The organism is Pseudomonas sp. HD6422 (assembly GCF_025377065.1).
Classification (GTDB): Bacteria; Pseudomonadota; Gammaproteobacteria; order Pseudomonadales; family Pseudomonadaceae; genus Aquipseudomonas; species Aquipseudomonas putida_U.
Window position 1 is genome coordinate 123,055 of the sequence record NZ_JAHWIW010000009.1, and the last position, 25,420, is coordinate 148,474.

The following is a 25,420-nucleotide window of genomic DNA, read 5'->3' on the forward strand; positions in this document are numbered from 1 at the left end:
TCCGTTTGAGTGGGTTTGATTTTTCACGCTTTTTTCTTGTCTTGGCAATCCTTCTCCCTTCCTTTATTGCGCTAAATCTCGGTCCTGTAAGGGTTTTCCTTATGAACGTACCTTGACGGTGCAGCGGACGGATTCCTATAGTGTGCGCAAGTGGCAGAAAGTGGGATGAAGTGGGTTTTCTGGCACAAAAACGCTACCATTGTGAGGAATCGCAGCCGTGTTCCGCGGAGCCAACGCCGTCAGCCTCGATGCAAAGGGCCGTCTCGCCATGCCGAGCCGGTACCGCGACGAGCTCGATTCGCGTTGCAATGGCCAGCTGATCGTGACCATCGACGCAGTTGACCCCTGCTTATGTGTTTATCCCCTCGATGAATGGGAACAGATAGAAGCCAAGTTGCGAGCGTTGCCGTCGTTGCGTGAGGAAAACCGTCGCCTGCAGCGTTTGCTGATCGGCAATGCGGTGGACCTGGAGCTCGACGGCAGTGGCCGTTTCCTGGTACCGCCCCGTCTGCGCGAGTACGCCAAGCTCGACAAGAAGGCGATGCTGGTGGGGCAACTGAACAAATTCCAGCTGTGGGATGAGGAAGCCTGGAACGCGGTTTCGGCAGCCGACCTCGCAGCTATCCAACAACCGGGCGCGATGCCCGACGATTTGCGTGACCTGATCCTGTGACCATAGATAGCGGCTTCAACCACATCACCGTCCTGCTCGACGAAGCTGTCGAGGCATTGGCCCTGCGCGCCGACGGTTGCTATCTGGACGGCACCTTCGGACGTGGCGGGCACAGCCGGCTGATCCTCAGTAAACTCGGGCCGCAAGGGCGGCTGCTGGGGTTCGACAAAGATCCTCAAGCGATTGCCACCGGGCAAGCGCTGGCGGCCGAAGACGGCCGCTTTGTCATTGTGCAGCGCAGCTTTGCCGAGCTGGGTGACGAAGTCGCCGCGCGCGGCCTTAGTGGCAAGGTCAGCGGTGTGCTGCTCGACCTGGGTGTGTCCTCGCCACAGCTCGATGACCCCGAACGTGGCTTCAGCTTCCTCAATGACGGCCCGCTGGACATGCGCATGAACCCGAATCAGGGCATCAGCGCCGCCGAGTTCATCGCCACGGCGCCGGTGGAGGAGATCGCCCGGGTGTTCAAGGAGTACGGCGAAGAACGCTTTGCCGGGCGCATGGCCCGGGCCGTCGTCGAACGCCGGGAAACCCAGCCTTTCACCCGTACCGCCGATCTGGCCGAAGTGCTCAAGGTCGCCAATCCGGCCTGGGAAAAGGGCAAGAACCCTGCCACCCGGGCGTTCCAAGGCTTGCGCATCCACGTCAACAACGAACTGGGCGACCTCGAGGCGGGTCTGGACGCCGCGCTCGAAGCACTGGAAGTGGGTGGCCGTCTGGTGGTCATCAGCTTCCACTCGCTTGAAGATCGCATCGTCAAGCTGTTCATGCGCAAGCTGGTCAAGGGCGAGGCCGATAATCTGCCGCGCAACCTGCCGGTCCAGCACAAGGCCTTCGAGCCGAAGATCCGCCTCATCGGCAAGGCGCAGTTCGCCTCCGACGCCGAGCTCAAGGCCAATCCGCGGGCGCGCAGCGCCGTCATGCGGGTGGCGGAGAAGCTTCGGTGAGCCGGCTGTTCGCCAAGCCTTTGCCGGGCGGGAGCTTCCTGATGCTCCTGCTGTTCGTCGCTGTCCTGATTTCGGCCATCGCGGTGTCCTATAGCGCGCATTGGAATCGCCAGTTGCTCAATACGCTGTACGGCGAGCTGAACGAGCGCGACAAGGCCCAGGCCGAGTGGGGGCGGCTGATTCTCGAGCAAAGTACCTGGACCGCCTCCAGTCGGATCGAGACCCTGGCCACCGAACAGTTGAAGATGCGGGTACCCGCTGCTGACGAAGTGCGGATGGTGGCGCCATGATGAAACTCGAGGGCGCACTCTACCCCTGGCGCTTCCGCGTAGTCCTCGGCCTGCTGGCGCTGATGGTCGGTGCTATCTGCTGGCGCATCATCGACCTGCAGGTGGTCGATCGCGACTTCCTGAAGGGCCAGGGCGATGCGCGCAGTTTGCGGCACATTGCCATTCCTGCACACCGTGGCTTGATCACCGACCGCAATGGCGAGCCGTTGGCGGTGAGTACCCCAGTCACCACCCTGTGGGCCAACCCCAAGGAGATGCAGGCATCGAAGGAGCGCTGGCCGCAACTGGCCGCCGCACTTGGGCAGAATCCCCAGCAATTGGCCGATCGCCTGACCCAACAGGCGAACAAGGAATTCATCTACCTGGTCCGTGGCCTGACCCCGGAGCAGGGCCAGCATGTGCTCGATCTGAAAGTGCCCGGTGTCTATGGTCTTGAAGAGTTTCGCCGCTTCTATCCTGCCGGCGATGTCACGGCGCACATGGTCGGCTTCACCGACCTGGACGACCACGGTCGCGAAGGGGTGGAGCTGGCCTATGACGAATGGCTCGCCGGGGTGCCTGGCAAGCGCCAGGTCATCAAGGACCGGCGCGGTCGGCTGATCAAGGACATCCAGGTAACCAAGAACGCCAAGGCCGGGAAGACCTTGGCGTTGTCGATAGACCTGCGCCTGCAATACCTGGCTACCCGCGAACTGCGCAACGCCATCGCCGAGCAGGATGCCAAGGCCGGCAGCCTGGTGATCATGGACGTCAAGACTGGCGAAGTGCTGGCCATGGTCAATCAGCCGACCTACAACCCGAACAACCGCCGTAGCATGTTCCCCTCGGCGATGCGCAACCGCGCCATCATCGACGTGTTCGAGCCCGGCTCGACGGTTAAGCCGATTTCCATGAGTGCTGCCTTGGAAAGCGGCCGCTGGAAGCCCACCGACAAGGTCGAAGTCTATCCGGGCAGCCTGCAGATCGGTCGCTATACCATCAGGGACGTCTCCCGCAGCGAGGGGCCGATCCTCGACCTGACCGGCATTCTGATCAACTCCAGTAACGTCGGCATGAGCAAGGTGGCCTTCGATATCGGCGGCGAGGCGATCTATCGGGTCATGTCGCAGCTGGGGCTGGGTCAATACACCGGCCTGGGCTTCCCTGGCGAGCGCGTGGGCAACCTGCCCAACCACCGTGAGTGGCGCAAAGCCGAGACGGCCACTTTGTCCTATGGCTATGGCGTGTCGGTCACCGCCCTGCAACTGGTGCATGCCTACGCAGCGCTGGCCAACGACGGCAAGATGGTGCCGCTGTCGATCCTCAAGGTCGACAAGACGCCGGAGGCGGTGCAGGCGATTCCCAAGGATACCGCCAAGACCATCCAGGGCATGCTGCAGCAAGTGATCGAGGCGCCGCGTGGTGTGTATCGCGCCCAGGTGCCGTTCTACCACGTGGCCGGCAAGTCGGGTACGGCGCGTAAAGCCACCGTGGGGTCCAAGGGTTACACCGAGAATGCCTACCGCTCGCTGTTTGCCGGCTTCGGCCCGATGAGCGATCCGCGCTACGCGATCGTCGTGGTGATCGACGAGCCGAGAAAAGGCGGTTACTTCGGCGGTCTGGTATCGGCACCGGTATTCAGCAAGGTCATGTCGGGCACCCTGCGCCTGATGAACGTGGCTCCCGACAACCTGCCGCCGCCGAGCGAGCAGCAGCAGGTCAACGCGGCGCCAGCCAGTACGGTACCCGCCAAGGGAGGGCGTGGATGATGACGATGCCATTGAGCAAGCTGTTCGCCCACGCCAGCCGCGACCCGTTGATCCGTGAGCTCACCCTCGACAGCCGCCAGGTGCGTCCGGGGGATCTGTTCCTGGCCGTGCCGGGGGCCAAGGTCGACGGCCGCGAGCATATTGCCGACGCGTTGGCGCGGGGGGCTGCCGCGGTGGCCTATGAAGAGCACGGTGCCACTGTGCTGCCACTGACCGATGTGCCGCTGATTCCGGTCAAAGGTCTGGTCGCGCAACTGTCGGATATCGCCGGTCGTTTCTATGGCGAGCCCAGCCGCCAACTCGACCTGGTCGGAGTCACCGGCACCAATGGCAAGACCAGCGTGACCCAGTTGGTGGCGCAGGCGCTCGACGCCCTGGGCAAGCCTTGCGGGATGATCGGCACCCTGGGCACGGGTTTCTATGGCGAGCTGCAAAGCGGACGCCTGACCACGCCGGATCCGATCACCGTGCAGTCGACCCTGAACGACCTGAAAAAGGCCGGTGCCAAGGCTGTGGCGATGGAGGTCTCTTCCCATGCCCTGGAGCAGGGTCGTGTCGCGGCGCTGGCGTTCGACATCGCGGTGATGACCAACCTGTCACGTGACCACCTCGATTACCATGGCAGCATGCAGGCCTATGAGGCGGCCAAGGCGAAGTTGTTCGCGTGGCCGAACCTGCGCTGTCAGGTGGTGAACCTGGACGACGATTTCGGCCGCCGACTGGCCGCCGATTTCGCCCGCCGTCCAAGTGTCGAACACGTCGAGACGCGCCTGCTCAGCTACAGCCTGGACGACCCTGAGGCCTCGCTGTACTGCCGCCAAGCGCAGTTTAGCGACGATGGCGTACGCGCGACACTGGTCACCGCCCAAGGCGAGCGGACCCTGCGCAGCCAGCTGTTGGGCCGCTTCAATCTGAGCAACATGCTCGCTGCAGTCGCCACGCTGTTGGCGCTGGAATATCCGCTGGACGAGATCCTCAAGGTCACCCCGCAATTGCAGGGCCCTGTGGGCCGCATGCAGCGCCTGGGTGGCGGTGACAAACCTCTGGTGGTGGTCGACTACGCGCACACCCCCGATGCCCTCGAAAAAGTGCTCGAAGCGCTGCGCCCGCACGCCCACGGCCGTTTGTTGTGCCTGTTCGGCTGTGGCGGCGACCGTGACCGTGGCAAGCGTCCCCTGATGGCCGAGGTGTCCGAGCGCCTGGCCGACTGCGTGCTGGTCACCGACGACAATCCGCGCACCGAAGACCCGCTGGGCATCTTCGACGACATCCGCCCAGGCTTCGCCAAGCCGGAGAACGTCGAATTCGTCGCAGGTCGTGGCGAAGCCATTGCCCACCTGATCGCCACTGCAGCGGCGGACGACGTCATCGTCCTGGCCGGCAAAGGGCATGAGGACTACCAGGAGATCCATGGCCAGCGCCATGCCTTCTCCGATCTGATCGAAGCCGAAAAGGCACTTGCAGCCTGGGAGGCTCCCCATGCTTGAACCCATGATTCTCAGTCAATTGACCGGCGTGTTGAAGGCGCGTCTGGTGGGCAGCGACGCCCGCTTCACCGGCGTCAGTATCGACAGCCGCAGCGTTGGCGCCGGACAACTGTTCGTTGCCCTGGCCGGCCCGCGTTTCGACGGCCACGACTACCTGGCCGATGTGCAGGCCAAGGGTGCCGTGGCGGCACTGGTCGAGCGTGAAATCAGCGGCGTCTCCCTGCCACAGTTGGTGGTCGCCGACAGCCGCCTGGCCCTGGGCCAGCTCGGTGCGCTGAACCGTGCGCGGTTCGACAAGCCGGTGGTGGCCATCACCGGCTCCAGCGGAAAGACCACGGTCAAGGAAATGCTCGCCTGTATCCTGCGTACCCGCGGTCCGGTACACGCCACCCGGGGCAACCTGAACAACGACCTCGGTGCGCCGCTGACCCTGCTGGAAATCGCTCCGGAGCACAGTGCAGCGGTGATCGAGTTGGGCGCCTCGCGCATTGGCGAGATTCGCTATACGGTGGGCCTGACCCAGCCGCAGGTGGTCATCATCAACAATGCCGGAACTGCCCACGTCGGTGAGTTCGGCGGCCCCGAGAAAATCGTGGAGGCCAAGGGTGAAATCCTCGAAGGCCTGAGCGACGGTGGTACGGCCATCCTCAACCTGGCCGACAAAGCCTTCGATATCTGGCGCAAGCGTGCCGGCGGCCATCGTGTGCTGAGCTTCGCCCTGGACAACCCACAAGCCGATTTCCATGCCAGCGATATCGGCCGTGATGCCCGTGGCTGCCCCTCGTTCACCCTGCATGGGCCCGATGGCAGTGTCGCCGTGCAGTTGAACCTGCTCGGCACCCACAACGTCAGCAATGCCCTGGCCGCTGCCGCCGCCGCGCATGCCATTGGTCTGACTCTCAACGGCATCGCCGCAGGCCTGAGCGCCGTGCAGCCGGTCAAGGGCCGGAGCGTGGCGCAGATCGCGCCGAACGGCGTACGGGTGATCGACGACAGCTACAACGCAAATCCCACCTCGATGTGCGCGGCCATTGATATACTCGCCGGCTTTTCCGGGCGCACCGTTCTGGTGCTCGGCGATATCGGCGAGCTCGGACAATGGGCCGAAGAGGGTCATCGGCAGGTGGGCGACTATGCCCGTGGCAAGGTCGATGCTCTGTATGCGGTCGGTACCAACATGATTCACGCGGTCCAGGCGTTCGGCGCCAATGGGCGCCATTTCGCTACTCAAGCTGAACTGATCGACGCCGTTCTGGCCGAGACTGCCAGCGAAACCACAATCTTGATCAAGGGCTCGCGCAGCGCTGCGATGGAAAACGTCGTGGCCGCACTGTGCGGTGCCAGCGGGGAGAAACATTAATGCTGCTGCTGTTGGCCGAGTATCTGCAACAGTTCCATAAAGGCTTCGCGGTCTTTCAGTACCTGTCCCTGCGCGGCATCCTGGGTGTACTGACGGCGTTGTCCCTGGCGCTGTGGCTGGGGCCGTGGATGATTCGCACCCTGCAGATCCGCCAGATCGGTCAGGCCGTTCGTAACGACGGCCCGCAATCGCACCTGTCCAAGTCCGGCACCCCGACCATGGGTGGCGCGCTGATCCTGTCCGCCATCGCCATCAGCACCTTGCTGTGGGCCGACCTGACCAACCGCTACGTATGGGTCGTGCTGATCGTCACCCTGTTGTTCGGGGCCATCGGCTGGGTCGACGACTACCGCAAGGTGATCGAAAAGAACTCGCGTGGCTTGCCGAGCCGCTGGAAGTACTTCTGGCAGTCGGTGTTCGGTCTGGGCGCTGCCGTGTTCCTGTACATGACCGCGCCAACCAGCGTCGAAACCACGTTGATCGTACCGTTTCTCAAGGACGTCACCATTCCGCTGGGTATCGGCTTCGTGGTGCTGACCTATTTCGTCATCGTCGGCTCGAGCAACGCGGTCAACCTGACCGATGGCCTCGACGGCCTGGCGATCATGCCGACGGTGATGGTGGGTGGTGCCCTGGGCATCTTCTGCTACCTGTCGGGCAACGTGAAATTCGCCGAGTACCTGTTGATCCCGTACGTACCGGGCTCGGGTGAGCTGATCGTGTTCTGCGGCGCGCTGATCGGCGCCGGCCTGGGCTTCCTGTGGTTCAACACCTATCCGGCCCAGGTGTTCATGGGCGACGTCGGCGCCCTGGCCCTCGGCGCCGCGCTGGGCACCATCGCCGTGATCGTGCGCCAGGAAATCGTGCTGTTCATCATGGGCGGGGTATTCGTCATGGAAACCCTGTCGGTGGTGATCCAGGTGGCCTCGTTCAAGCTCACCGGCAAGCGCGTTTTCCGCATGGCGCCGATCCATCACCACTTTGAACTCAAGGGCTGGCCTGAGCCGCGGGTGATCGTCCGATTCTGGATCATCACCGTGATTCTGGTGCTGGTCGGCCTTGCAACCCTGAAACTGAGGTAGACGAGCGTGTCACTGATCGCTTCCGACCAATTCCGCATCGTTGTCGGCCTCGGCAAGAGCGGCATGTCCCTGGTTCGCTTCCTGGCGAACCGGGGCATTGCCTTTGCGGTCGCCGATACCCGCGAGCAACCGCCGGAACTGGAAACCCTGCGCCGTGATTACCCGCAGGTGGAAGTACGCTGTGGCGAACTGGATGTCGACTTCCTGTGCCGCGCCAACGAGCTCTACGTGAGCCCCGGCCTGGCCCTGGCCACCCCGGCGCTGCAACAGGCGGCTGCCCGCGGCGTGGTGCTGTCGGGCGATATCGAGTTGTTCGCCCGGCATGCCAAGGCGCCGATCGTCGCGATCAGCGGCTCCAACGCGAAAAGCACCGTGACCACCCTGGTCGGCGAGATGGCCGCCAAGGCCGGCAAGCGCGTCGCCGTTGGCGGCAATCTCGGCACGCCGGCCCTGGACCTGCTCGATGACGACGTCGAACTGTATGTCCTGGAGCTGTCGAGCTTCCAGCTGGAAACCACCGATCAGCTCAACGCCGAAGTGGCCACCGTGCTGAACATCAGCGAGGACCACATGGACCGCTACAGTGGCCTGCCGGCCTATCACCTGGCCAAGCACCGGATCTTCCGCGGCGCGCGCCAGGTGGTGGTCAACCGCCAGGACGCACTGAGCCGGCCACTGCCGGTCGAGGGTCGCCCTTGCTGGACCTTCGGTCTCAACCAGCCCGACTTCAAGGCGTTCGGCCTGCGTGAGGTCGATGGCGAGAAATACCTGGCCTACGAGTTCAGCAACCTGATGCCGGTTCGCGAGCTCAAGGTCCGTGGCGCGCACAACCACAGCAATGCCCTGGCCGCACTGGCCCTGGGGCATGCCGTCGGGCTGCCGTTTGAGCCGATGCTGCAGGCCCTGCGCGAATTTGCCGGCCTTGCTCACCGCTGTCAGTGGGTGCGTGAGCGCGACGGGGTCAACTGGTACGACGACTCCAAGGCCACCAACGTCGGTGCGGCGCTGGCCGCCATCGAAGGCCTGGGTGCGGATATCGAAGGCAAGCTGGTGCTGATCGCCGGTGGCGATGGCAAGGGCGCCGACTTCGCTGCCCTGCGTGAACCGGTCAGGCGTTTCTGCCGCGCCGTGGTGCTGCTCGGTCGCGATGCCGAGCGCTTGGCTGATGCCTTGGGTGACGATGTGCCACTGGTGCGGGTCAAGACCCTCGATGAGGCCGTGCACAAATGCGCCGAACTGGCCCAACAGGGCGATGCCGTGCTGCTGTCGCCAGCCTGTGCCAGTCTCGACATGTTCAAGAACTTCGAAGAGCGTGGGCGCCTGTTCGCCCAGGCGGCGGAGGGGTTGGCATGATCTTCGGCATTCTCAAGCCTTACCCGTCGCCGCTGATCAGCGGCCGTGGCGTCGACCTGGACTTCGCCTTCCTGGCCGGATGCTTGGCGCTGCTCGGCCTGGGCCTGGTGATGATCACCTCGGCGTCTTCGGAAGTGGCCGCCCTGCAATCGGGCAATCCGCTGTACCACATGTTCCGCCACCTGGTGTACGTCGCCCTGGGCGTGGTCGCCTGTGGCGCGACCATGATGGTGCCGATCGCCACTTGGCAACGCATGGGCTTCATGATGCTGATCGGCGCCTTCGGCCTGCTGGTGCTGGTGCTGGTGCCGGGGATCGGGCGCGAGGTCAACGGCTCGATGCGCTGGATCGGTTTCAGTTTCTTCAACGTCCAGCCTTCGGAAATCGCCAAGGTGTTCGTGGTGATCTATCTCGCCGGCTATCTGGTGCGCCGGCAGACCGAGGTGCGCGAGAGCTGGATGGGCTTCTTCAAGCCGTTCATCGTGCTGCTGCCGATGGCCGGCCTGCTGCTGATGGAGCCGGACTTCGGCGCCACCGTGGTGATGATGGGCGCAGCCGCGGCCATGCTGTTCCTCGGCGGGGTGGGGCTGTTCCGCTTCAGCCTGATGGTGGTGCTGGCGGTGGTGGCGGTGTTCATTCTGGTCCAGGCGCAGCCGTACCGGATGGCGCGTCTGATCACCTTCACCGACCCCTGGTCCGACCAGTTCGGCTCCGGCTACCAGTTGACCCAGGCGCTGATCGCCTTCGGTCGTGGCGAGTGGCTCGGGGTGGGCCTGGGCAACAGCGTGCAGAAGCAGTTCTATCTGCCCGAGGCGCACACCGACTTCGTGTTCTCGGTGCTGGCCGAGGAGCTGGGCGTGGTCGGCTCGCTGGTGACCATCGCGCTGTTCGTTTTCGTCACCGTGCGCGCACTGTACATCGGGCTGTGGGCCGAGAAGGCCAAGCAATTCTTCGCCGCCTACATGGCCTTCGGCCTGGCCTTCCTGTGGATCGGCCAGTTCCTGATCAACATCGGGGTGAACGTCGGCCTGCTGCCGACCAAGGGCCTGACTTTGCCGTTCCTCAGCTATGGCGGCAGTTCGCTGGTGATCTGCTGCGCCTGCGTGGGCTTGTTGTTGCGCATCGAATGGGAGAGCCGTACGCACCTGGGCAGCGAGGAGCACGAGTTCGACGAGAGCGATTTTGCCGAGGAGACCAGTCATGGCCGCTGATGGCAAAAACGTACTGATCATGGCCGGTGGCACCGGTGGACACGTGTTCCCGGCCCTGGCTTGCGCCCGCGAGTTCCAGTCCCGGGGTTACGCCGTGCATTGGTTGGGCACCCCGCGGGGTATCGAGAACGAGCTGGTGCCTCAGGCAGGCTTGCCATTGCACCTGATCCAGGTCAGCGGCCTGCGTGGCAAGGGCAAGCTGTCGTTGCTCAAGGCACCTTTCACCCTGGTCAAAGCGGTGCTGCAGGCGCGGCGCATCATCCGTGAGCTCAAGCCGGTCTGCGTACTGGGCTTCGGCGGTTATGTCACCGGCCCCGGCGGTGTCGCCGCGCGCCTGTGTGGTGTGCCGCTGGTCATCCATGAGCAGAACGCCCGCGCGGGTACTGCCAACCGTTTGCTGGTGCCATTGTCGGCGCGTGTCTGCGAAGCCTTCCCCGGCACCTTCCAGGGCACCGACAAGCTGCGTACCACCGGCAATCCGGTGCGCGCGGAACTGTTCCTCGAGGCGCCCCGAGAGTCCCTTGGTCAACGGCCTGCGCGACTGCTGGTACTCGGTGGCAGCCTTGGCGCGGAACCATTGAATAAATTGTTGCCTAAGGCCCTGTCCGAAGTGCCGGAAAGCTTGCGACCGATGGTCTTCCATCAGGCCGGCAAGCAGCACGCGGCGGTCACTGCCGAGCGTTATCGCGAGGCGGGGGTCGAGGCTCAGGTCGAGCCATTCATCACGGACATGGCGCAGGCCTATGCCTGGGCCGACATGGTGGTCTGCCGGGCCGGTGCGCTGACCGTCAGCGAACTGGCGGCGGCAGGCCTGCCCTCGATGCTGGTGCCCTTGCCCCACGCGATCGACGATCACCAGACCCACAATGCCCAATACCTGGCTCGGGAGGGCGCCGCCTTCCTGATGCCACAAGCTACGACTGGCGCAGCGCAGCTCGCTGAACGCCTGAACGAGGTGCTGATGCAACCCGAGAAACTCCACACCATGGCCGGCACCGCACGGCGCCTGGCCAAACCTGCAGCAACCAGCACCGTGGTCGACATCTGCCTGGAGGTGGCCCATGGTTGAAAGCCAGAAAGCCATGCCTCAACCGAAGATGGGCCGTATCCGTCGTATCCACTTCGTCGGTATCGGCGGCGTGGGCATGTGCGGTATTGCCGAAGTACTGCTGAACCTGGGTTATGAAGTGTCCGGCTCCGACCTCAAGGTGTCGCCGGTCACCGAGCGCCTGGAGTCGTTCGGTGCCGAGATCTTCGTCGGCCATCGCGCCGAGAATGCCGCCAATGCCGATGTGCTGGTGGTTTCCAGCGCGATCAACCCGGCCAACCCGGAAGTGGCCACCGCACTTGAACGTCGGATCCCGGTCGTGCCGCGTGCCGAGATGCTCGCCGAGCTGATGCGCTATCGCCACGGCGTGGCCGTGGCTGGTACCCACGGCAAGACCACCACCACCAGCCTGCTGGCCTCGGTATTCGCCGCCGGTGGCCTGGACCCGACCTTCGTCATCGGTGGCCGCCTGACCGCTGCCGGCACCAACGCCCAGCTCGGCACCAGCCGCTACCTGATCGCCGAAGCCGACGAGAGCGACGCCAGCTTCCTGCACTTGCAGCCCATGGTCGCCGTGGTCACCAACATCGACGCCGACCACATGGCCACCTACGAAGGTGACTTCAACAAGCTGAAGAAGACCTTCGTCGAGTTCCTGCACAACCTGCCGTTCTACGGCCTGGCGGTGATGTGTCTGGACGACCCGGTGGTGCGCGAGATCCTGCCCCAGGTCAAGCGTCCGACCGTCACCTACGGTTTCAGCGAAGAGGCCGATGTGCGCGCCATCAACGTGCGCCAGCAGGGCATGCAGACCCATTTCACCGTGCTGCGCCGCGACTGCGAGCCGCTCGAGGTGTCGGTGAACATGCCGGGCAACCACAACGTGCTCAATGCCTTGGCCACCATCGCCATCGCCACTGACGAAGGCATCAGCGACGAGGCCATCGTCCAGGGCCTGTCCGGCTTCCAGGGCGTGGGCCGACGCTTCCAGGTCTACGGCGAACTGCCGGTCGAAGGTGGCAGCGTGATGCTGGTCGACGACTACGGCCACCACCCGACCGAGGTCGCCGCGGTGATCAAGGCCGTGCGTGGCGGCTGGCCGAGCCGGCGCCTGGTGATCGTCTACCAGCCGCACCGCTACAGCCGCACCCGCGACCTGTACGACGATTTCGTCCAGGTGCTGGGCGATGCCAACGTGCTGCTGCTGATGGAGGTCTACCCGGCCGGCGAGGAGCCGATCCCCGGCGCCGACAGCCGTCAGCTGTGCCACAGCATCCGCCAGCGCGGCAAGCTGGACCCGATCTACATCGAACGTGGCGCCGAGCTGGCGCCACTGGTCAAGCCGCTGCTGCGTGCCGGCGACATCCTGCTGTGCCAGGGTGCCGGTGATGTCGGCGGCCTGGCCCCGCAACTGATGAAAAGCCCGCTGTTCGCTGGCGCCAAGCAGGAGAAGTCGAAATGACCAGCGCCTACGACAAGCTGCACACGACCCTGGATGCCAAGGCGTTCGGCCGCGTCGCCGTGCTCTACGGTGGCAAGAGTGCCGAGCGTGAAGTCTCGCTGAAGTCCGGGGCCGCCGTGATCGCGGCACTCACCGACGCCGGTGTCGACGTGGTCGCCATCGACGTCGGCGACGACCTGCTGGTGCGCCTGCAGAACGAGCGCATCGACCGTGCCTTCATCATCCTTCACGGCCGTGGCGGTGAAGATGGCAGCATGCAAGGCCTGCTCGAATGCCTGGGGATTCCCTACACCGGCAGCGGCATCCTCGCCTCGGCCCTGGCCATGGACAAGTTGCGCACCAAGCAGGTGTGGCAGAGCCTGGGCATTCCGACCCCGCGTCATGCAGTGCTGGCCAGCGAGCACGATTGCGTTGCAGCCGGCACGGAACTGGGCTTCCCGTTGATCGTCAAACCTGCCCATGAAGGTTCCAGCATCGGCATGGCCAAGGTGAACAGCGTGGAAGAGCTGGTCGCTGCCTGGCGGGATGCCGCCCGTTACGACTCGCAAGTCCTGGTCGAGCAATGGATTCACGGCCCGGAGTTCACCATCGCGGTACTGCGTGGCCAAGTGTTGCCGCCGATCGCCCTGGGCACCCCACACGTGTTCTACGACTACGACGCCAAGTACATCGCCAATGACACTCAGTACCGCATTCCCTGCGGACTGGACAGTGCCAAGGAGCAAGAGCTCATCGACCTGACCGCGCGCGCCTGCGATGCCATCGGCATCGAGGGCTGGGGCCGGTTGGACGTGATGCAGGACGAGCAGGGCCGGTTCTGGCTGCTCGAAGTCAATACCGCACCTGGCATGACCGATCATAGCCTGGTGCCCATGGCGGCCCGCGCGGCCGGCTTGGACTTCCAGCAACTGGTGCTGGCGATCCTGGCCGACAGCGTCGAGACGCGAGGTTAACAGCCATGCAAGGCGCGATGTTACGTCATCAGCAACCTGCCACCGGCCGCAGCAAGCCGGTGCCTCGTGGCGCCAGCCGATTGGTGGCCGATGAGCCGATGTCGTCGCGCCTGCCCAAGCCAAGCCTGGGTGGCCTCAAGCGTTTGCTATGGCCGGTGTTGCTGGTCGCCGCAGGCTTCGGTGCCTACGAAGGCGCCATCCGCCTGATGCCATACGCCGACCGCCCGATCACCAAGATCGCCGTCCAGGGCGACCTCAGCTACATCAGCCAGCAGGCGGTGCAGCAGCGAATCGCGCCGTACGTCGCAGCCAGCTTCTTCAGCGTCGACCTCACTGCCATGCGTACCGAGCTGGAACAGATGCCCTGGATCGCCCACGCCGAAGTGCGCCGGGTATGGCCGGACGAAGTGGTGGTGCGTCTGGAAGAGCAGCTGCCGGTGGCGCGCTGGGGCGACGAAGCCTTGCTCAACAACCAGGGCCAGGCGTTCACCCCGCGCGAGCTGGCCAACTACGAGCATCTGCCGCAACTGTTCGGCCCGCAGCGTGCTCAGCAGCAAGTCATGCAGCAGTATCAGGTATTGAGCCAGATGCTGCGCCCCTTGGGCTTTTCCATCGCTCGCCTGGAGCTGCGCGAGCGAGGCAGCTGGTTCCTGACCACCGGTGCTGGCAGCGCCGGGCCGGGCATCGAGTTGCTGCTGGGGCGCGACCATCTGGTGGAGAAATTGCGCCGTTTCATTGCCATTTACGACAAGACGCTCAAAGAGCAGATCACCAACATCGCCCGCATTGATCTGCGATACGCCAACGGACTTGCCGTTGGTTGGCGGGAACCGATTGCACCGACGACGGCCCAACCCGCCGTTGCGAAGAATTAGAGAGAGGCAGGACCATGGCAAACGCGCATAGCGGAAAAATGATCGTCGGGCTGGACATTGGCACCTCCAAGGTGGTGGCGCTGGTGGGTGAAGTCGGCGAAGACGGTACCCTGGAGATCGTCGGGATCGGCACCCATCCATCCCGCGGCCTGAAGAAGGGCGTGGTGGTGAACATCGAATCGACCGTGCAGTCGATCCAGCGTGCCGTCGAAGAAGCCCAGCTGATGGCCGGCTGCCGTATCCACTCGGCGTTCGTCGGCGTGGCCGGCAACCATATCCGCAGCCTCAACTCCCACGGCATCGTCGCCATCCGCGACCGTGAAGTCAGTCTCGCCGACCTCGAGCGCGTGCTCGACGCCGCCCAGGCGGTGGCCATTCCCGCCGATCAGCGCGTGCTGCACACCCTGCCGCAGGACTACGTGATCGACAATCAGGAGGGTGTGCGCGAACCGCTGGGCATGTCGGGCGTGCGCCTGGAAGCCAAGGTTCACGTGGTCACCTGCGCGGTCAACGCGGCGCAGAACATCGAGAAATGCGTGCGTCGCTGCGGCCTGGAAATCGACGACATCATCCTCGAGCAGCTCGCTTCGGCGTACTCGGTGCTGACCGACGACGAAAAGGAACTGGGCGTTTGCCTGGTGGATATCGGCGGTGGCACCACCGACATCGCGATCTTCACCGAGGGCGCGATCCGTCACACCGCGGTGATCCCGATCGCCGGCGACCAGGTCACCAACGATATTGCCATGGCCTTGCGTACGCCGACCCAGTACGCCGAGGAAATCAAGATCCGCTATGCCTGCGCCCTGGCCAAGCTGGCCGGTGCCGGCGAGACCATCAAGGTGCCGAGCGTGGGCGACCGTCCACCGCGCGAACTGTCGCGCCAGGCCTTGGCCGAGGTGGTGGAGCCACGTTACGACGAGCTGTTCACCCTGATCCAGGCCGAGCTGCGCCGTAGCGGCTATGAGGACCTGGTGCCGGCCGGCATCGTCCTCACCGGCGGCACCGCGAAGATGGAAGGGGCCGTGGAACTGGCCGAGGAAATCTTCCACATGCCGGTGCGCCTTGGCGTGCCGCACAGCGTTCGGGGCCTGAGCGACGTAGTGCGCAACCCGATTTATTCCACCGGCGTGGGCCTGCTCACCTACGGGCTGCAAAAGCAGTCCGAGGACCTGCCCCTGACCGGCAACAGCAGCAACAACAGCTATGGCGAGGAACCGAAGGCCCCAGTGCTTGAGCGATTCAAGCGGTGGGTCCAGGGCAACTTCTAAGTTTCAAAGCAGTAGTGGTAGGCGCGACAACTAGAGAACTGAAAGGAGAGGGAAAATGTTCGAGCTCGTAGACAACGTCCCGCAAAGCCCGGTCATCAAGGTGATCGGCGTCGGCGGTGGTGGCGGCAATGCCGTCAACCACATGGTCAAAAGCAACATCGAAGGTGTGGAGTTCATCTGCGCCAACACCGATGCCCAGGCGCTGAAGAACATTGGCGCGCGCACCATTCTGCAGCTGGGTACCGGCGTGACCAAGGGCCTGGGCGCAGGCGCCAATCCGGAAGTCGGCCGCCAGGCCGCGCTGGAGGACCGTGAGCGCATTGCCGAGGTGCTGCAGGGCACCAACATGGTGTTCATCACCACTGGCATGGGTGGCGGTACCGGTACCGGTGCTGCACCGATCATCGCCGAAGTCGCCAAGGAAATGGGCATTCTCACCGTCGCGGTGGTGACCCGTCCGTTCCCGTTCGAAGGCCGCAAGCGCATGCAGATCGCCGACGAGGGCATCCGTATGCTGGCAGAGAGCGTCGACTCGCTGATCACCATCCCCAACGAGAAGCTGCTGACCATCCTGGGCAAGGATGCCAGCCTGCTGTCCGCCTTCGCCAAGGCCGACGACGTGCTGGCCGGCGCCGTGCGTGGTATCTCCGATATCATCAAGCGCCCAGGCATGATCAACGTCGACTTCGCCGACGTACGCACCGTCATGGGTGAAATGGGCATGGCGATGATGGGCACCGGTTGCGCCAGCGGTCCGAACCGCGCGCGCGAAGCCACCGAGGCGGCCATCCGCAACCCGCTGCTCGAAGACGTCAACCTGCAGGGCGCCCGCGGCATCCTGGTGAACATCACCGCAGGTCCAGACCTGTCGCTGGGTGAATACTCCGATGTCGGTAGCATCATCGAAGCCTTCGCCTCCGACCACGCGATGGTCAAGGTCGGCACCGTGATCGATCCGGACATGCGCGACGAACTGCATGTGACCGTGGTCGCGACCGGCCTGGGCGCACGTATCGAGAAGCCGGTGAAAGTGGTCGACAACACCCTGCAGACCGCCCAGCAGGCCTACGAGGCATCCAACCCGGCACCGGCGCGTCAGGAGCAGCCTTCGGTGAACTACCGTGACCTGGAGCGTCCGACCGTGATGCGCAACCAGGCCCATGCAGGTGCCGCAGCAGCAGCTAAACTCAATCCTCAGGATGACTTGGACTATCTGGATATCCCGGCTTTCCTGCGTCGTCAGGCCGATTGATGGAATTTATCAGGGGTATAGGGGTGATTGGTGTTCAGCAAAGGCCGGGTCTGTTATCATCCCCAGCCTTTGTTGATACCTGTTCGCAATTTGCGCTGAAGCGGCCAATGCCATGATTAGACAACGCACCCTGAAGAATACCATCCGTGCCACAGGTGTCGGTCTGCACTCCGGGGAGAAGGTCTACCTGACCCTCAAGCCTGCACCTGTTGACACCGGCATCGTCTTCCGTCGCGCCGACCTCGACCCTGTGGTCGAAATCCCGGCGCGCGCGGCCAACGTCGGCGAGACAACCATGTCGACGACCCTGGTCAACGGTGACGTCAAAGTCGATACGGTCGAGCACCTGCTCTCCGCCATGGCGGGCCTGGGCATCGATAACGCCTACGTCGAGCTCTCCGCCTCGGAAGTGCCGATCATGGATGGCAGCGCCGGTCCCTTCGTATTCCTGATTCAGTCTGCCGGCCTGGAAGAGCAGGACGCAGCCAAGAAGTTCATCCGTATCCTGCGCGAAGTGACAGTGGAGGAGGGCGACAAGCGCGCTACCTTCCTGCCGTTCGACGGGTTCAAGGTGAGCTTCGAGATCGACTTCGATCACCCGGTGCTACGCGACCGGACCCAGAGTGCCAGCGTCGACTTTTCCAGCACCTCGTTCGTGAAGGAAGTCAGCCGCGCCCGGACCTTTGGTTTCATGCGTGACATCGAGTACCTGCGCAAGCACAACCTCGCGCTGGGCGGTAGTGTCGAGAACGCCATCGTCGTCGACGAAGACGGCGTGCTCAACGAAGACGGTCTTCGCTACGAAGACGAATTCGTCAAGCACAAGATCCTCGACGCCATCGGCGACCTCTATCTGCTGGGCAATAGCCTGATCGGCGAGTTCAAGGGCTACAAGTCCGGACACGCGCTGAACAACCAGCTGCTGCGCAAGCTGATCGCCGAGAAAGACGCTTGGGAAGTGGTCACTTTCGAAGATGCCAGTACGGCACCGATCTCGTACATGCGCCCTGTTGCGGCCGTGTAAGTTCGAACACTCTCTAGTTCATTGAGGCCACCTTCGGGTGGCCTTTTTTATGGGTATTGGCTTGGGTTTTGTGGTGGAGCGGATATCGAGCGCCGCCCCACCACAAAACCATAGCCAGCCCCCTAACCCTTACCCTTGCCATGTGCAGCCAGGCGCTCAAGAGCGGCGCGCAGCTTGGGGTCGGCGATGCCTTCGGCGGTGTCGCGCAGGCTTTCAGCGGCGTTTTGGGACAGCTCGGTCATGTTGCTCCCCCGCTTGGCCGGCACCAGCGGCGGCTGCACCTTGTACTGAATCCGTTGCAGATTGCCGAAAGCCTCCAGCGCTTGCAGTTGACGCATCAGTCGCTTCTGCTGGTAGCGCAAGCGGGTGGCCCAGTGGCCGTCGGTAACCACCAAAAGCAAGGTGCCATCGCGCCATGAGGCCACGTGGCAATGGGCACGTGCGGCCGGCTGCAGCTGGCTTTCCAGCAGCCGCTGCAAGTGCTCCAAGCGCTCGGCCTGGTTGAGCAGCAGGCGCAGCGGGCGAACCTGTCGCAACAAGGCGGATGGCGGCTGGGCGGGGGACGGTTTGAAGGCCATGGAGGTATGCATGAGATTACAAGATTGGCAGTCTAACACCTCTGTAGTCTGCACTGGCTCTCGGTGGGCAGGTTACGAGTCACTCTTGCTACCTTTCATGAAACAGCGGGTTGAACTCCCGCAAAATGCCCCTATCTTAGAAAAGCCCCTGCCAAAGCGCTGTGCCAGCATCGTGGAAATCCACCACTTTCCTCACCATCGTTTCCGGGTAGAATGCTCGTTCGCATGCGGCCTCAGGGCTGCACGGGCGACTCATGGGGCCGCCCTCCATCCCTAAGTGTGGAAGATCCTGCCGATATGTTTGCGCCTTTGTTAAAAAAACTTTTTGGAAGCAAGAACGAGCGTGAAGTCAAACGCATGCTCAAGACGGTAGCTATCGTCAATGCCTTCGAAGAGAAGATGGTGGCCCTCTCCGACGAGCAACTGCGGGGCAAGACCGCAGAGTTCAAGGAGCGTTTGGCCAAAGGCGAGACACTGGACCAATTGCTGCCTGAAGCCTTCGCCGTGGCCCGTGAGGCCGGCAAGCGTGTGATGGGCATGCGCCACTTCGACGTACAGCTGATCGGCGGCATGACCCTGCACGAGGGCATGATCGCAGAAATGCGTACCGGTGAAGGCAAGACCTTGGTCGGTACCCTGGCCGTCTACCTCAACGCATTGTCCGGCAAGGGCGTGCACGTGGTAACCGTCAACGACTACCTGGCCCGCCGCGACGCCAACTGGATGCGCCCGCTGTACGAATTCCTCGGCCTGACCGTAGGTATCGTCTCGGCATTCCAGCCGCCGGAAGAGAAGCGCGCTGCCTATGCGTCCGACATCACCTACGGCACCAACAACGAATTCGGTTTCGACTACCTGCGCGACAACATGGCGTTCAGCCAGGAAGAGAAGTTCCAGCGTGAGCTGAACTTCGCCGTGATCGACGAAGTCGACTCGATCCTCATCGACGAAGCCCGTACCCCGTTGATCATCTCCGGCCAGGCCGAGGACAGCTCCAAGCTGTACATCGAGATCAACCGCCTGATCCCGCGTCTGACCCAGCACATCGAGGAAGTCGAAGGCCAGGTCACCCAGGAAGGCCACTTCACCATCGACGAGAAGAGCCGCCAGGTCGAGCTCAACGAAGCCGGTCACCAGTTCATCGAAGAAATGCTTACCCAGGCCGGCCTGCTGGCCGAAGGCGAGAGCCTCTATTCGGCGCACAACCTCGGCCTGCTGACCCACGTCTACGCTGGCCTGCGTGCGCACAAGCTGTTCCATCGCAACGTCGAGTACATCGTCCAGGACGGCCAGGTCCTGCTCATCGACGAGCACACCGGTCGTACCATGCCAGGCCGCCGTCTGTCCGAAGGCCTGCACCAGGCCATCGAGGCGAAAGAGAACCTGAACATCCAGGCCGAGAGCCAGACCCTGGCTTCGACCACCTTCCAGAACTACTTCCGTCTCTACACCAAGCTGTCCGGCATGACCGGTACCGCTGACACCGAGGCGTTCGAGTTCCAGTCGATCTACGGCCTCAACGTGATGGTCATCCCGCCGAACAAGCCGCTGGCGCGTAAGGACTTCAACGACCTGGTGTACCTGACCGCCGACGAGAAGTACGCCGCGATCATCGCCGACATCAAGGAAAGCATGGTGGTTGGCCGTCCGGTGCTGGTGGGTACCGCGACCATCGAAACCTCCGAGCACATGTCGAACCTGCTGAAGAAGGAAGGGATCGACCACAAGGTACTGAACGCCAAGTACCACGAGAAGGAAGCCGAGATCATCGCCCAGGCCGGTGCCCCTGGCGCACTGACCATCGCTACCAACATGGCCGGCCGTGGTACCGACATTCTCCTGGGTGGCAACTGGGAAGCCGAAGTGGCTGCTCTGGAGAACCCCAGCGCCGAGCAGATCGCCCAGATCAAGGCCGACTGGCAGAAGCGTCACCAGCAGGTCATCGAGTCCGGTGGTCTGCACGTGATCGCCTCCGAGCGCCATGAATCGCGCCGTATCGACAACCAGCTGCGTGGCCGTTCCGGCCGTCAGGGCGACCCTGGCTCCAGCCGTTTCTACCTGTCCCTGGAAGACAGCCTGATGCGTATCTTCGCCTCCGACCGGGTGAAGAACTTCATGAAGGCCCTGGGCATGCAGTCCGGCGAAGCCATCGAACACCGCATGGTCACCAATGCCATCGAAAAGGCCCAGCGCAAGGTCGAAGGCCGCAACTTCGATATTCGTAAGCAACTGCTCGAATATGACGACGTAGCCAACGAGCAGCGCAAGGTGATCTACCACATGCGCAACAGCCTGTTGGCGGCCGAGAACATCGGCGACACCATCGTCGAATTCCGTAAGGAAGTGCTCGATGCCACCATCAGCCAGCACATTCCGCCGCAGTCGCTGCCCGAGCAGTGGGATGTGGCCGGCCTCGAGGCATCGCTGGCCAGCGACTTCGCCATCAAGCTGCCGATCCAGCAATGGCTCGACGAGGACGATCACCTCTACGAGGAGACCCTGCGCGAGAAGCTGCTGAACGAAATCACCAGCGCCTACACCGAGAAGGAAGACCAGGCCGGCATCGAAGCCCTGCGTACCTTCGAGAAGCAGATTCTGCTGCGTGTCCTGGACGACCTGTGGAAGGACCACCTGTCGACCATGGATCACCTGCGCCACGGTATCCACCTGCGTGGCTACGCGCAGAAGAACCCGAAGCAGGAGTACAAGCGCGAGTCGTTCGCCCTGTTCCAGGAACTGCTCGAGTCGATCAAGCGCGACACCATTCGCGTGCTGTCGCACGTTCAGGTCCGTCGCGAAGATCCGGTCGAGGAGGAGGCCCGTCTGCGCCGCGAGGCCGAGGAGCTGGCCAGCCGCATGCAGTTCCAGCATGCCGAAGCCCCTGGCCTGGAGAGCGAGACACAAGCCGAAGAGGGTGCTGAGGTAGCGGTGGCCACCGCACCGGTGCGCAACGACCTCAAGCTGGGCCGCAACGAGCCGTGCTGGTGTGGTTCGGGCAAGAAATTCAAGCACTGCCATGGTCAGATTGAGTGATCTGATCCATCCGCTGTAATCTGACAACATCGGGGCCGCTGGGCGGCCCATTCGCGGCACAAGGCCGCTCCCACTGGGAAATCGCCCCTTGCATGAGGCGCGGTCCCTGTGGGAGCGGCCTTGTGCCGCGAATGGGGCGCGAAGCGGCCCCGCTCTTCCTTCGACTGTTCACCGTATTTCTAGGAGCGCTCTAATGGCTGTTGGTCTTGGTCCTTTGCCCACCCTGCACCCGGTGCCGGGTTTTGAACTTGGTATCGCTTCTGCCGGCATCAAGCGTCCAGGGCGCAAGGATGTGGTGGTCATGCGTTGTGCCGAGGGCTCCAGCGTCGCGGGTGTGTTCACCCTCAATGCTTTCTGTGCAGCACCGGTGATCCTCTCCAAGCAACGTGTGCAAGGCACCGTGCGTTATCTGCTGACCAACACCGGGAACGCCAACGCCGGCACTGGCGCACCTGGCCTGGCTGCCGCCGAACGCACCTGCGCCAAGTTGGCCGAGCTCGCCGGCGTGCCGGCGGAGTCGGTGCTTCCGTTCTCCACCGGCGTGATCGGCGAGCCGCTGCCGGTCGAGAAGATCGAAGGTGCGCTGCAGGCTGCGCTGGACAACCTGTCGGAAAACAACTGGGCAGAGGCCGCCACCGGCATCATGACCACCGACACCCTGCCCAAGGGTGCCAGCCGCCAGTTCCAGCACGATGGTGTGACCGTCACCGTGACTGGCATCAGCAAGGGCGCCGGCATGATTCGTCCGAACATGGCCACCATGCTCGGCTACATCGCCACCGACGCCAAGGTCGCGCCCCAGGTGCTCAAGGATCTGATGCTCGACGGTGCCAACAAGTCGTTCAATCGCATCACCATCGATGGCGATACCTCGACCAACGACTGCTGCATGCTGATCGCCACCGGCAAGGCCAACCTGCCGGAAGTCACCGAAGCCAGCGGCGCACTGTTCGAAGCCCTGAAGAAAGCGGTGTTCGAGGTGTGCATGGAGGTGGCCCAGGCCATCGTCCGGGATGGCGAAGGCGCCACCAAGTTCGTCACCGTGCAGGTCAACGGCGGTGCTAACCATCAGGAGTGCCTGGACGTTGGTTACGCCGTGGCTCACTCGCCGCTGATCAAGACCGCGCTGTTCGCCTCCGATCCGAACTGGGGCCGCATTCTCGCTGCCGTTGGCCGTGCCGGTGTGCCGGCGCTGGACGTCAGCCTGATCGATGTTTACCTCGATAGCGTCTGCATCGCCAGCCAGGGTGGCCGCAGCCCGAGCTACACCGAAGAGCAGGGTTCGAAGGTGATGGCTCAGGAGGAAATCACCATCCGTATCGAGCTGGGCCGTGGCCAGTGCAGCGAAACCATCTGGACCACCGACCTGTCCCACGAGTACGTGAAGATCAACGCCGAATACCGTACCTGATGCCATCCTAGAGCCGCTTCCCGGCCATCGCCGGCTCGCCGACGATGGCTGCGAAGCAGCCCGAATACCCTCGGAAATGGAGCCGAACCATGACCTATCACCTGATCATCGGCGACAAGCTGTATTCCTCCTGGTCGTTGCGCGGTGCGCTGGCCCTCGAGCTGGCCGGCGTGCCTTATGAAGAAACGCTGATCAAACTCAACCAGCCCGACACTCGCCAGCGCCTTCTCGCATTCTCCGCCAGCGGCAAGGTGCCGCTGCTCAAGACCGAGCATGGCGTGATCGCCGACTCTCTGGCCATTGCCGAATACCTCAACGAGCAGCACCCCGACGCCCAGCTGTGGCCGGCGGACGTCGCCGCCCGAGCCCAGGCTCGCTCGGCGTGCGCGCAGATGCACAGCGGCTTCTTCGCCCTGCGCGGTGCCATGCCGTTCGACCTGTCACGCGACGAGGGGCTGGAATCGGTACCCCTGGACGTGCAGATCGATATCGACCGGATCGTCGCGCTGTGGTCCGAATGCCGTCTGGTGGCCAAGGACAGTGGGCCGTTCCTGTTCGGCAAACCAACCCTGGCCGACGCATTCTTCGCCCCCGTAGCCGTGCGCCTGCGTACCTATCGTGTCGAAGTACCGGCCGAGGCCGCGGCCTACATCGAGACCATCTACCAGTGGCCGGCCTTCCAGGTCTGGCAAAAAGCCGGCTTGGCGGAGCGTGAAGGGTGAAGCGGATTCATGTAGCGGCCGCGGTGATCCGTGGCACCGACGGGCGCATCCTGATTGCTCGGCGTGCCGATACTCAACACCAAGGGGGACTCTGGGAGTTTCCCGGGGGCAAGGTGGAGCCGGGAGAAAGTGTCGAGGCGGCCCTGGCCCGTGAGCTGCGCGAGGAGTTGGGGATCGAGGTGAGTCGGTCGCGGCCGCTGATCGCGGTCAGCCATGATTACCCGGACAAACACGTACTGCTGGAGGTGCGTGAGGTCGAGGCATTCAGCGGCGAGCCGCACGGCGCCGAAGGCCAGCCGTTGGCCTGGGTGGCGCCTCGTGACCTGGCCCAGTACGATTTTCCCGAAGCTAACAAGCCCATCGTCGCCGCTGCTCGCTTGCCGGATAGCTATCTGATAACACCCGATGGCCTGGAAACGCCCGCACTGCTCAAGGGCATCCAGAAGGCGGTGGCCAGTGGTATCCGCCTGATCCAGTTGCGGGCGCCGGACATGTACGATCCCAAGTATCGGGATGTCGCGGTGGATGCGGTGGGGCTGTGCGCGGGCAAGGCGCAACTGATGCTCAAGGGGCCGCTGGAGTGGTTGGGGGACTTCCCGGCGGCCGGCTGGCACCTGACCGCCGCGCAGTTGCGCAAATACGCCGCCAACGGTAGACCATTTCCGACCGCGCGCTGGCTGGCGGCCTCCTGCCACAACGCAGAGGAACTGGCGCTTGCGCAGCAGATGGGCGTCGATTTCGTCACCCTCTCGCCGGTGCAGGCGACCCAGACTCATCCCGAGGCAGTGCCATTGGGGTGGGATGAGGCGCAGCGCTTGATTTCGGGCTTCAACCAGCCGGTTTACCTGCTGGGAGGGGTTGGGCCGGGTGAGCGGGAGAAGGCCTGGAATGCCGGAGCCCAGGGGGTTGCCGGAATTCGCGCATTCTGGCCTGAGACCTGAGTATCTGGGGCCGCTTTGCGGCCCATTCGCGGGACAAGCCCGCTCCCACAGATATCGCCTTGATCTTTTAGCTTGCAGAGCCCCTGTGGGAGCGGGCTTGCCCCGCGAATGGGCTGCAAAGCAGCCCCAGCGATATCAGCCCTGAGGCTTATCCGCAGGCTGCCATAAGACCTCAGCCACCCCCTGCCGCCGCCCGATGATCCGCGCCGCGACGAACAGCAGATCCGAAAGCCGGTTGATATACGCCAACCCAAGCCCCTCCAGCGGCTCCAGCGCATTCAGTTGCTGGCAGCGTCGCTCGGCGCTGCGCGCCAGGCTGCGGCACACATGGGCCTGGGCCACCAGAGCCGAACCACTGGGGAGGATGAAGTTCTTCAGCGGCCCCATCTCCTCATTCCAGACATCGATCGCCATCTCCAGGCGTTCCACCTCGGCCTGGTTCAACGCCTGGTAACTGGGCATCGCCAACTCGCCCCCAAGGTCGAACAAGCGATGCTGGCACGGCGCCAATACCTCACTGACCTCATCCAGCCCGTGTTCGGCCAGCCCGGCCAGCAGCAGCCCGAGCTGGCTGTTGAGGCTGTCGACCTCGCCGATCGCCTCGATGCGCGGGTGGTCCTTGGGCACCCGCCGGCCATCGCCCAGGCCCGTTTCGCCACGGTCGCCGGTGCGGGTGTAGATTTTCGACAGGCGATAGCCCAT

At 63.6% G+C, this 25,420-nt stretch carries 22 protein-coding genes; 20 read left to right on the forward strand and 2 right to left on the reverse strand.

From position 1 onward, the window contains the following. Window positions 1–217: 217 nt before the first annotated feature. The 16 genes from mraZ (at window position 218) to lpxC (ending at window position 18,033) form a co-directional block, all read left to right on the forward strand. The gene (gene mraZ, locus KY379_RS08710) at window positions 218–673 is read left to right on the forward strand and encodes a division/cell wall cluster transcriptional repressor MraZ (RefSeq protein ID WP_133329837.1); all 456 of its coding nucleotides are present in this window, start codon (window positions 218–220) and stop codon (window positions 671–673) included. Next, on the forward strand, window positions 670–1,617 hold the full coding sequence (gene rsmH, locus KY379_RS08715) for a 16S rRNA (cytosine(1402)-N(4))-methyltransferase RsmH (protein ID WP_133329839.1): 948 nt from the start codon (window positions 670–672) through the stop codon (window positions 1,615–1,617). The genes mraZ and rsmH overlap by 4 nt, the downstream gene beginning before the upstream one ends. Next, window positions 1,614–1,907: a cell division protein FtsL gene (gene ftsL, locus KY379_RS08720; protein WP_133329841.1), complete on the forward strand. Its 294-nt coding sequence runs from the start codon at window positions 1,614–1,616 to the stop codon at window positions 1,905–1,907. Before rsmH ends, ftsL begins: the two co-directional genes overlap by 4 nt. After that, window positions 1,907–3,655 (forward strand): peptidoglycan D,D-transpeptidase FtsI family protein, encoded by a 1,749-nt coding sequence (locus tag KY379_RS08725; RefSeq protein WP_165976084.1) that lies wholly within the window; start codon window positions 1,907–1,909, stop codon window positions 3,653–3,655. Before ftsL ends, KY379_RS08725 begins: the two co-directional genes overlap by 1 nt. Beyond that, the gene (locus KY379_RS08730) at window positions 3,655–5,142 is read left to right on the forward strand and encodes a UDP-N-acetylmuramoyl-L-alanyl-D-glutamate--2,6-diaminopimelate ligase (RefSeq protein WP_261239675.1); all 1,488 of its coding nucleotides are present in this window, start codon (window positions 3,655–3,657) and stop codon (window positions 5,140–5,142) included. Before KY379_RS08725 ends, KY379_RS08730 begins: the two co-directional genes overlap by 1 nt. Then, window positions 5,135–6,502, forward strand: coding sequence for a UDP-N-acetylmuramoyl-tripeptide--D-alanyl-D-alanine ligase (murF, locus tag KY379_RS08735; protein ID WP_261239608.1), 1,368 nt, complete (start codon window positions 5,135–5,137; stop codon window positions 6,500–6,502). Before KY379_RS08730 ends, murF begins: the two co-directional genes overlap by 8 nt. After that, window positions 6,502–7,584 (forward strand): phospho-N-acetylmuramoyl-pentapeptide-transferase, encoded by a 1,083-nt coding sequence (gene mraY / locus KY379_RS08740; protein WP_133329847.1) that lies wholly within the window; start codon window positions 6,502–6,504, stop codon window positions 7,582–7,584. The genes murF and mraY overlap by 1 nt, the downstream gene beginning before the upstream one ends. 6 nt (window positions 7,585–7,590) lie before the next feature. Further along, window positions 7,591–8,937: a UDP-N-acetylmuramoyl-L-alanine--D-glutamate ligase gene (gene murD, locus KY379_RS08745; RefSeq protein WP_133329848.1), complete on the forward strand. Its 1,347-nt coding sequence runs from the start codon at window positions 7,591–7,593 to the stop codon at window positions 8,935–8,937. After that, window positions 8,934–10,148, forward strand: a complete 1,215-nt coding sequence (gene ftsW / locus KY379_RS08750; protein ID WP_133329850.1) for a putative lipid II flippase FtsW — start codon at window positions 8,934–8,936, stop codon at window positions 10,146–10,148. Before murD ends, ftsW begins: the two co-directional genes overlap by 4 nt. After that, on the forward strand, window positions 10,138–11,217 hold the full coding sequence (gene murG / locus KY379_RS08755; protein ID WP_196171536.1) for an undecaprenyldiphospho-muramoylpentapeptide beta-N-acetylglucosaminyltransferase: 1,080 nt from the start codon (window positions 10,138–10,140) through the stop codon (window positions 11,215–11,217). Before ftsW ends, murG begins: the two co-directional genes overlap by 11 nt. Continuing rightward, window positions 11,210–12,658 carry a UDP-N-acetylmuramate--L-alanine ligase gene (gene murC / locus KY379_RS08760; RefSeq protein ID WP_133329854.1) on the forward strand — a complete coding sequence of 483 codons (1,449 nt, stop codon included), beginning with the start codon at window positions 11,210–11,212 and terminating at the stop codon, window positions 12,656–12,658. Before murG ends, murC begins: the two co-directional genes overlap by 8 nt. After that, window positions 12,655–13,611: a D-alanine--D-alanine ligase gene (locus KY379_RS08765; RefSeq protein ID WP_133329856.1), complete on the forward strand. Its 957-nt coding sequence runs from the start codon at window positions 12,655–12,657 to the stop codon at window positions 13,609–13,611. Before murC ends, KY379_RS08765 begins: the two co-directional genes overlap by 4 nt. A 5-nt stretch (window positions 13,612–13,616) precedes the next feature. After that, a complete protein-coding gene (locus KY379_RS08770; RefSeq protein WP_133329858.1) occupies window positions 13,617–14,486 on the forward strand; it encodes a cell division protein FtsQ/DivIB in 870 nt (289 codons plus the stop codon). A 14-nt stretch (window positions 14,487–14,500) separates the two neighbouring features. Next, window positions 14,501–15,757, forward strand: a complete 1,257-nt coding sequence (ftsA, locus tag KY379_RS08775) for a cell division protein FtsA (RefSeq protein WP_133329860.1) — start codon at window positions 14,501–14,503, stop codon at window positions 15,755–15,757. Between the two features lie 55 nt (window positions 15,758–15,812). Continuing rightward, entirely contained in the window at window positions 15,813–17,009 is a 1,197-nt protein-coding gene (ftsZ, locus tag KY379_RS08780; RefSeq protein WP_133329862.1) for a cell division protein FtsZ, read from the forward strand. Between the two features lie 112 nt (window positions 17,010–17,121). After that, window positions 17,122–18,033 (forward strand): UDP-3-O-acyl-N-acetylglucosamine deacetylase, encoded by a 912-nt coding sequence (gene lpxC, locus KY379_RS08785; RefSeq protein WP_133329864.1) that lies wholly within the window; start codon window positions 17,122–17,124, stop codon window positions 18,031–18,033. A 122-nt stretch (window positions 18,034–18,155) separates the two neighbouring features. Here the strand turns inward: lpxC and KY379_RS08790 are convergent, their stop codons facing one another. Beyond that, window positions 18,156–18,611 carry a DUF721 domain-containing protein gene (locus KY379_RS08790; protein ID WP_133330022.1) on the reverse strand — a complete coding sequence of 152 codons (456 nt, stop codon included), beginning with the start codon at window positions 18,609–18,611 and terminating at the stop codon, window positions 18,156–18,158. 297 nt (window positions 18,612–18,908) lie between these two features. On the opposite strand from KY379_RS08790, the gene secA reads away from it, so the two are divergent. The 4 genes from secA to KY379_RS08810 all read left to right on the forward strand — a co-directional run bounded on the left by secA (window position 18,909) and on the right by KY379_RS08810 (window position 24,718). Continuing rightward, on the forward strand, window positions 18,909–21,644 hold the full coding sequence (secA, locus tag KY379_RS08795) for a preprotein translocase subunit SecA (RefSeq protein WP_133329866.1): 2,736 nt from the start codon (window positions 18,909–18,911) through the stop codon (window positions 21,642–21,644). 193 nt (window positions 21,645–21,837) lie between these two features. After that, window positions 21,838–23,055, forward strand: a complete 1,218-nt coding sequence (argJ, locus tag KY379_RS08800) for a bifunctional glutamate N-acetyltransferase/amino-acid acetyltransferase ArgJ (RefSeq protein WP_133329869.1) — start codon at window positions 21,838–21,840, stop codon at window positions 23,053–23,055. Window positions 23,056–23,144: 89 nt separating this feature from the next. Next, the gene (locus tag KY379_RS08805; RefSeq protein WP_133329871.1) at window positions 23,145–23,777 is read left to right on the forward strand and encodes a glutathione S-transferase family protein; all 633 of its coding nucleotides are present in this window, start codon (window positions 23,145–23,147) and stop codon (window positions 23,775–23,777) included. Next, window positions 23,774–24,718: a Nudix family hydrolase gene (locus KY379_RS08810; RefSeq protein WP_133329873.1), complete on the forward strand. Its 945-nt coding sequence runs from the start codon at window positions 23,774–23,776 to the stop codon at window positions 24,716–24,718. Before KY379_RS08805 ends, KY379_RS08810 begins: the two co-directional genes overlap by 4 nt. Window positions 24,719–24,853: 135 nt before the next feature. On the opposite strand, the gene KY379_RS08815 is transcribed toward KY379_RS08810, so the two are convergent. Next, complete coding sequence (locus KY379_RS08815; RefSeq protein ID WP_133329877.1) at window positions 24,854–25,420, reverse strand: cob(I)yrinic acid a,c-diamide adenosyltransferase; 567 nt, start codon at window positions 25,418–25,420, stop codon at window positions 24,854–24,856.

Coding starts and splice junctions, on each gene's coding strand:
- KY379_RS08815 (WP_133329877.1), bottom strand. CDS start 25,420: ATGGGCTATCGCCTGTCGAAAATCTACACCCGCACCGGCGACCGTGGC.
- ftsZ (WP_133329862.1), top strand. CDS start 15,813: ATGTTCGAGCTCGTAGACAACGTCCCGCAAAGCCCGGTCATCAAGGTG.
- mraY (WP_133329847.1), top strand. CDS start 6,502: ATGCTGCTGCTGTTGGCCGAGTATCTGCAACAGTTCCATAAAGGCTTC.
- KY379_RS08765 (WP_133329856.1), top strand. CDS start 12,655: ATGACCAGCGCCTACGACAAGCTGCACACGACCCTGGATGCCAAGGCG.
- murF (WP_261239608.1), top strand. CDS start 5,135: ATGCTTGAACCCATGATTCTCAGTCAATTGACCGGCGTGTTGAAGGCG.
- KY379_RS08790 (WP_133330022.1), bottom strand. CDS start 18,611: ATGGCCTTCAAACCGTCCCCCGCCCAGCCGCCATCCGCCTTGTTGCGA.
- ftsA (WP_133329860.1), top strand. CDS start 14,501: ATGGCAAACGCGCATAGCGGAAAAATGATCGTCGGGCTGGACATTGGC.
- murC (WP_133329854.1), top strand. CDS start 11,210: ATGGTTGAAAGCCAGAAAGCCATGCCTCAACCGAAGATGGGCCGTATC.
- KY379_RS08770 (WP_133329858.1), top strand. CDS start 13,617: ATGCAAGGCGCGATGTTACGTCATCAGCAACCTGCCACCGGCCGCAGC.
- secA (WP_133329866.1), top strand. CDS start 18,909: ATGTTTGCGCCTTTGTTAAAAAAACTTTTTGGAAGCAAGAACGAGCGT.
- ftsW (WP_133329850.1), top strand. CDS start 8,934: ATGATCTTCGGCATTCTCAAGCCTTACCCGTCGCCGCTGATCAGCGGC.
- KY379_RS08805 (WP_133329871.1), top strand. CDS start 23,145: ATGACCTATCACCTGATCATCGGCGACAAGCTGTATTCCTCCTGGTCG.
- lpxC (WP_133329864.1), top strand. CDS start 17,122: ATGATTAGACAACGCACCCTGAAGAATACCATCCGTGCCACAGGTGTC.
- KY379_RS08725 (WP_165976084.1), top strand. CDS start 1,907: ATGAAACTCGAGGGCGCACTCTACCCCTGGCGCTTCCGCGTAGTCCTC.
- KY379_RS08730 (WP_261239675.1), top strand. CDS start 3,655: ATGACGATGCCATTGAGCAAGCTGTTCGCCCACGCCAGCCGCGACCCG.
- argJ (WP_133329869.1), top strand. CDS start 21,838: ATGGCTGTTGGTCTTGGTCCTTTGCCCACCCTGCACCCGGTGCCGGGT.
- murG (WP_196171536.1), top strand. CDS start 10,138: ATGGCCGCTGATGGCAAAAACGTACTGATCATGGCCGGTGGCACCGGT.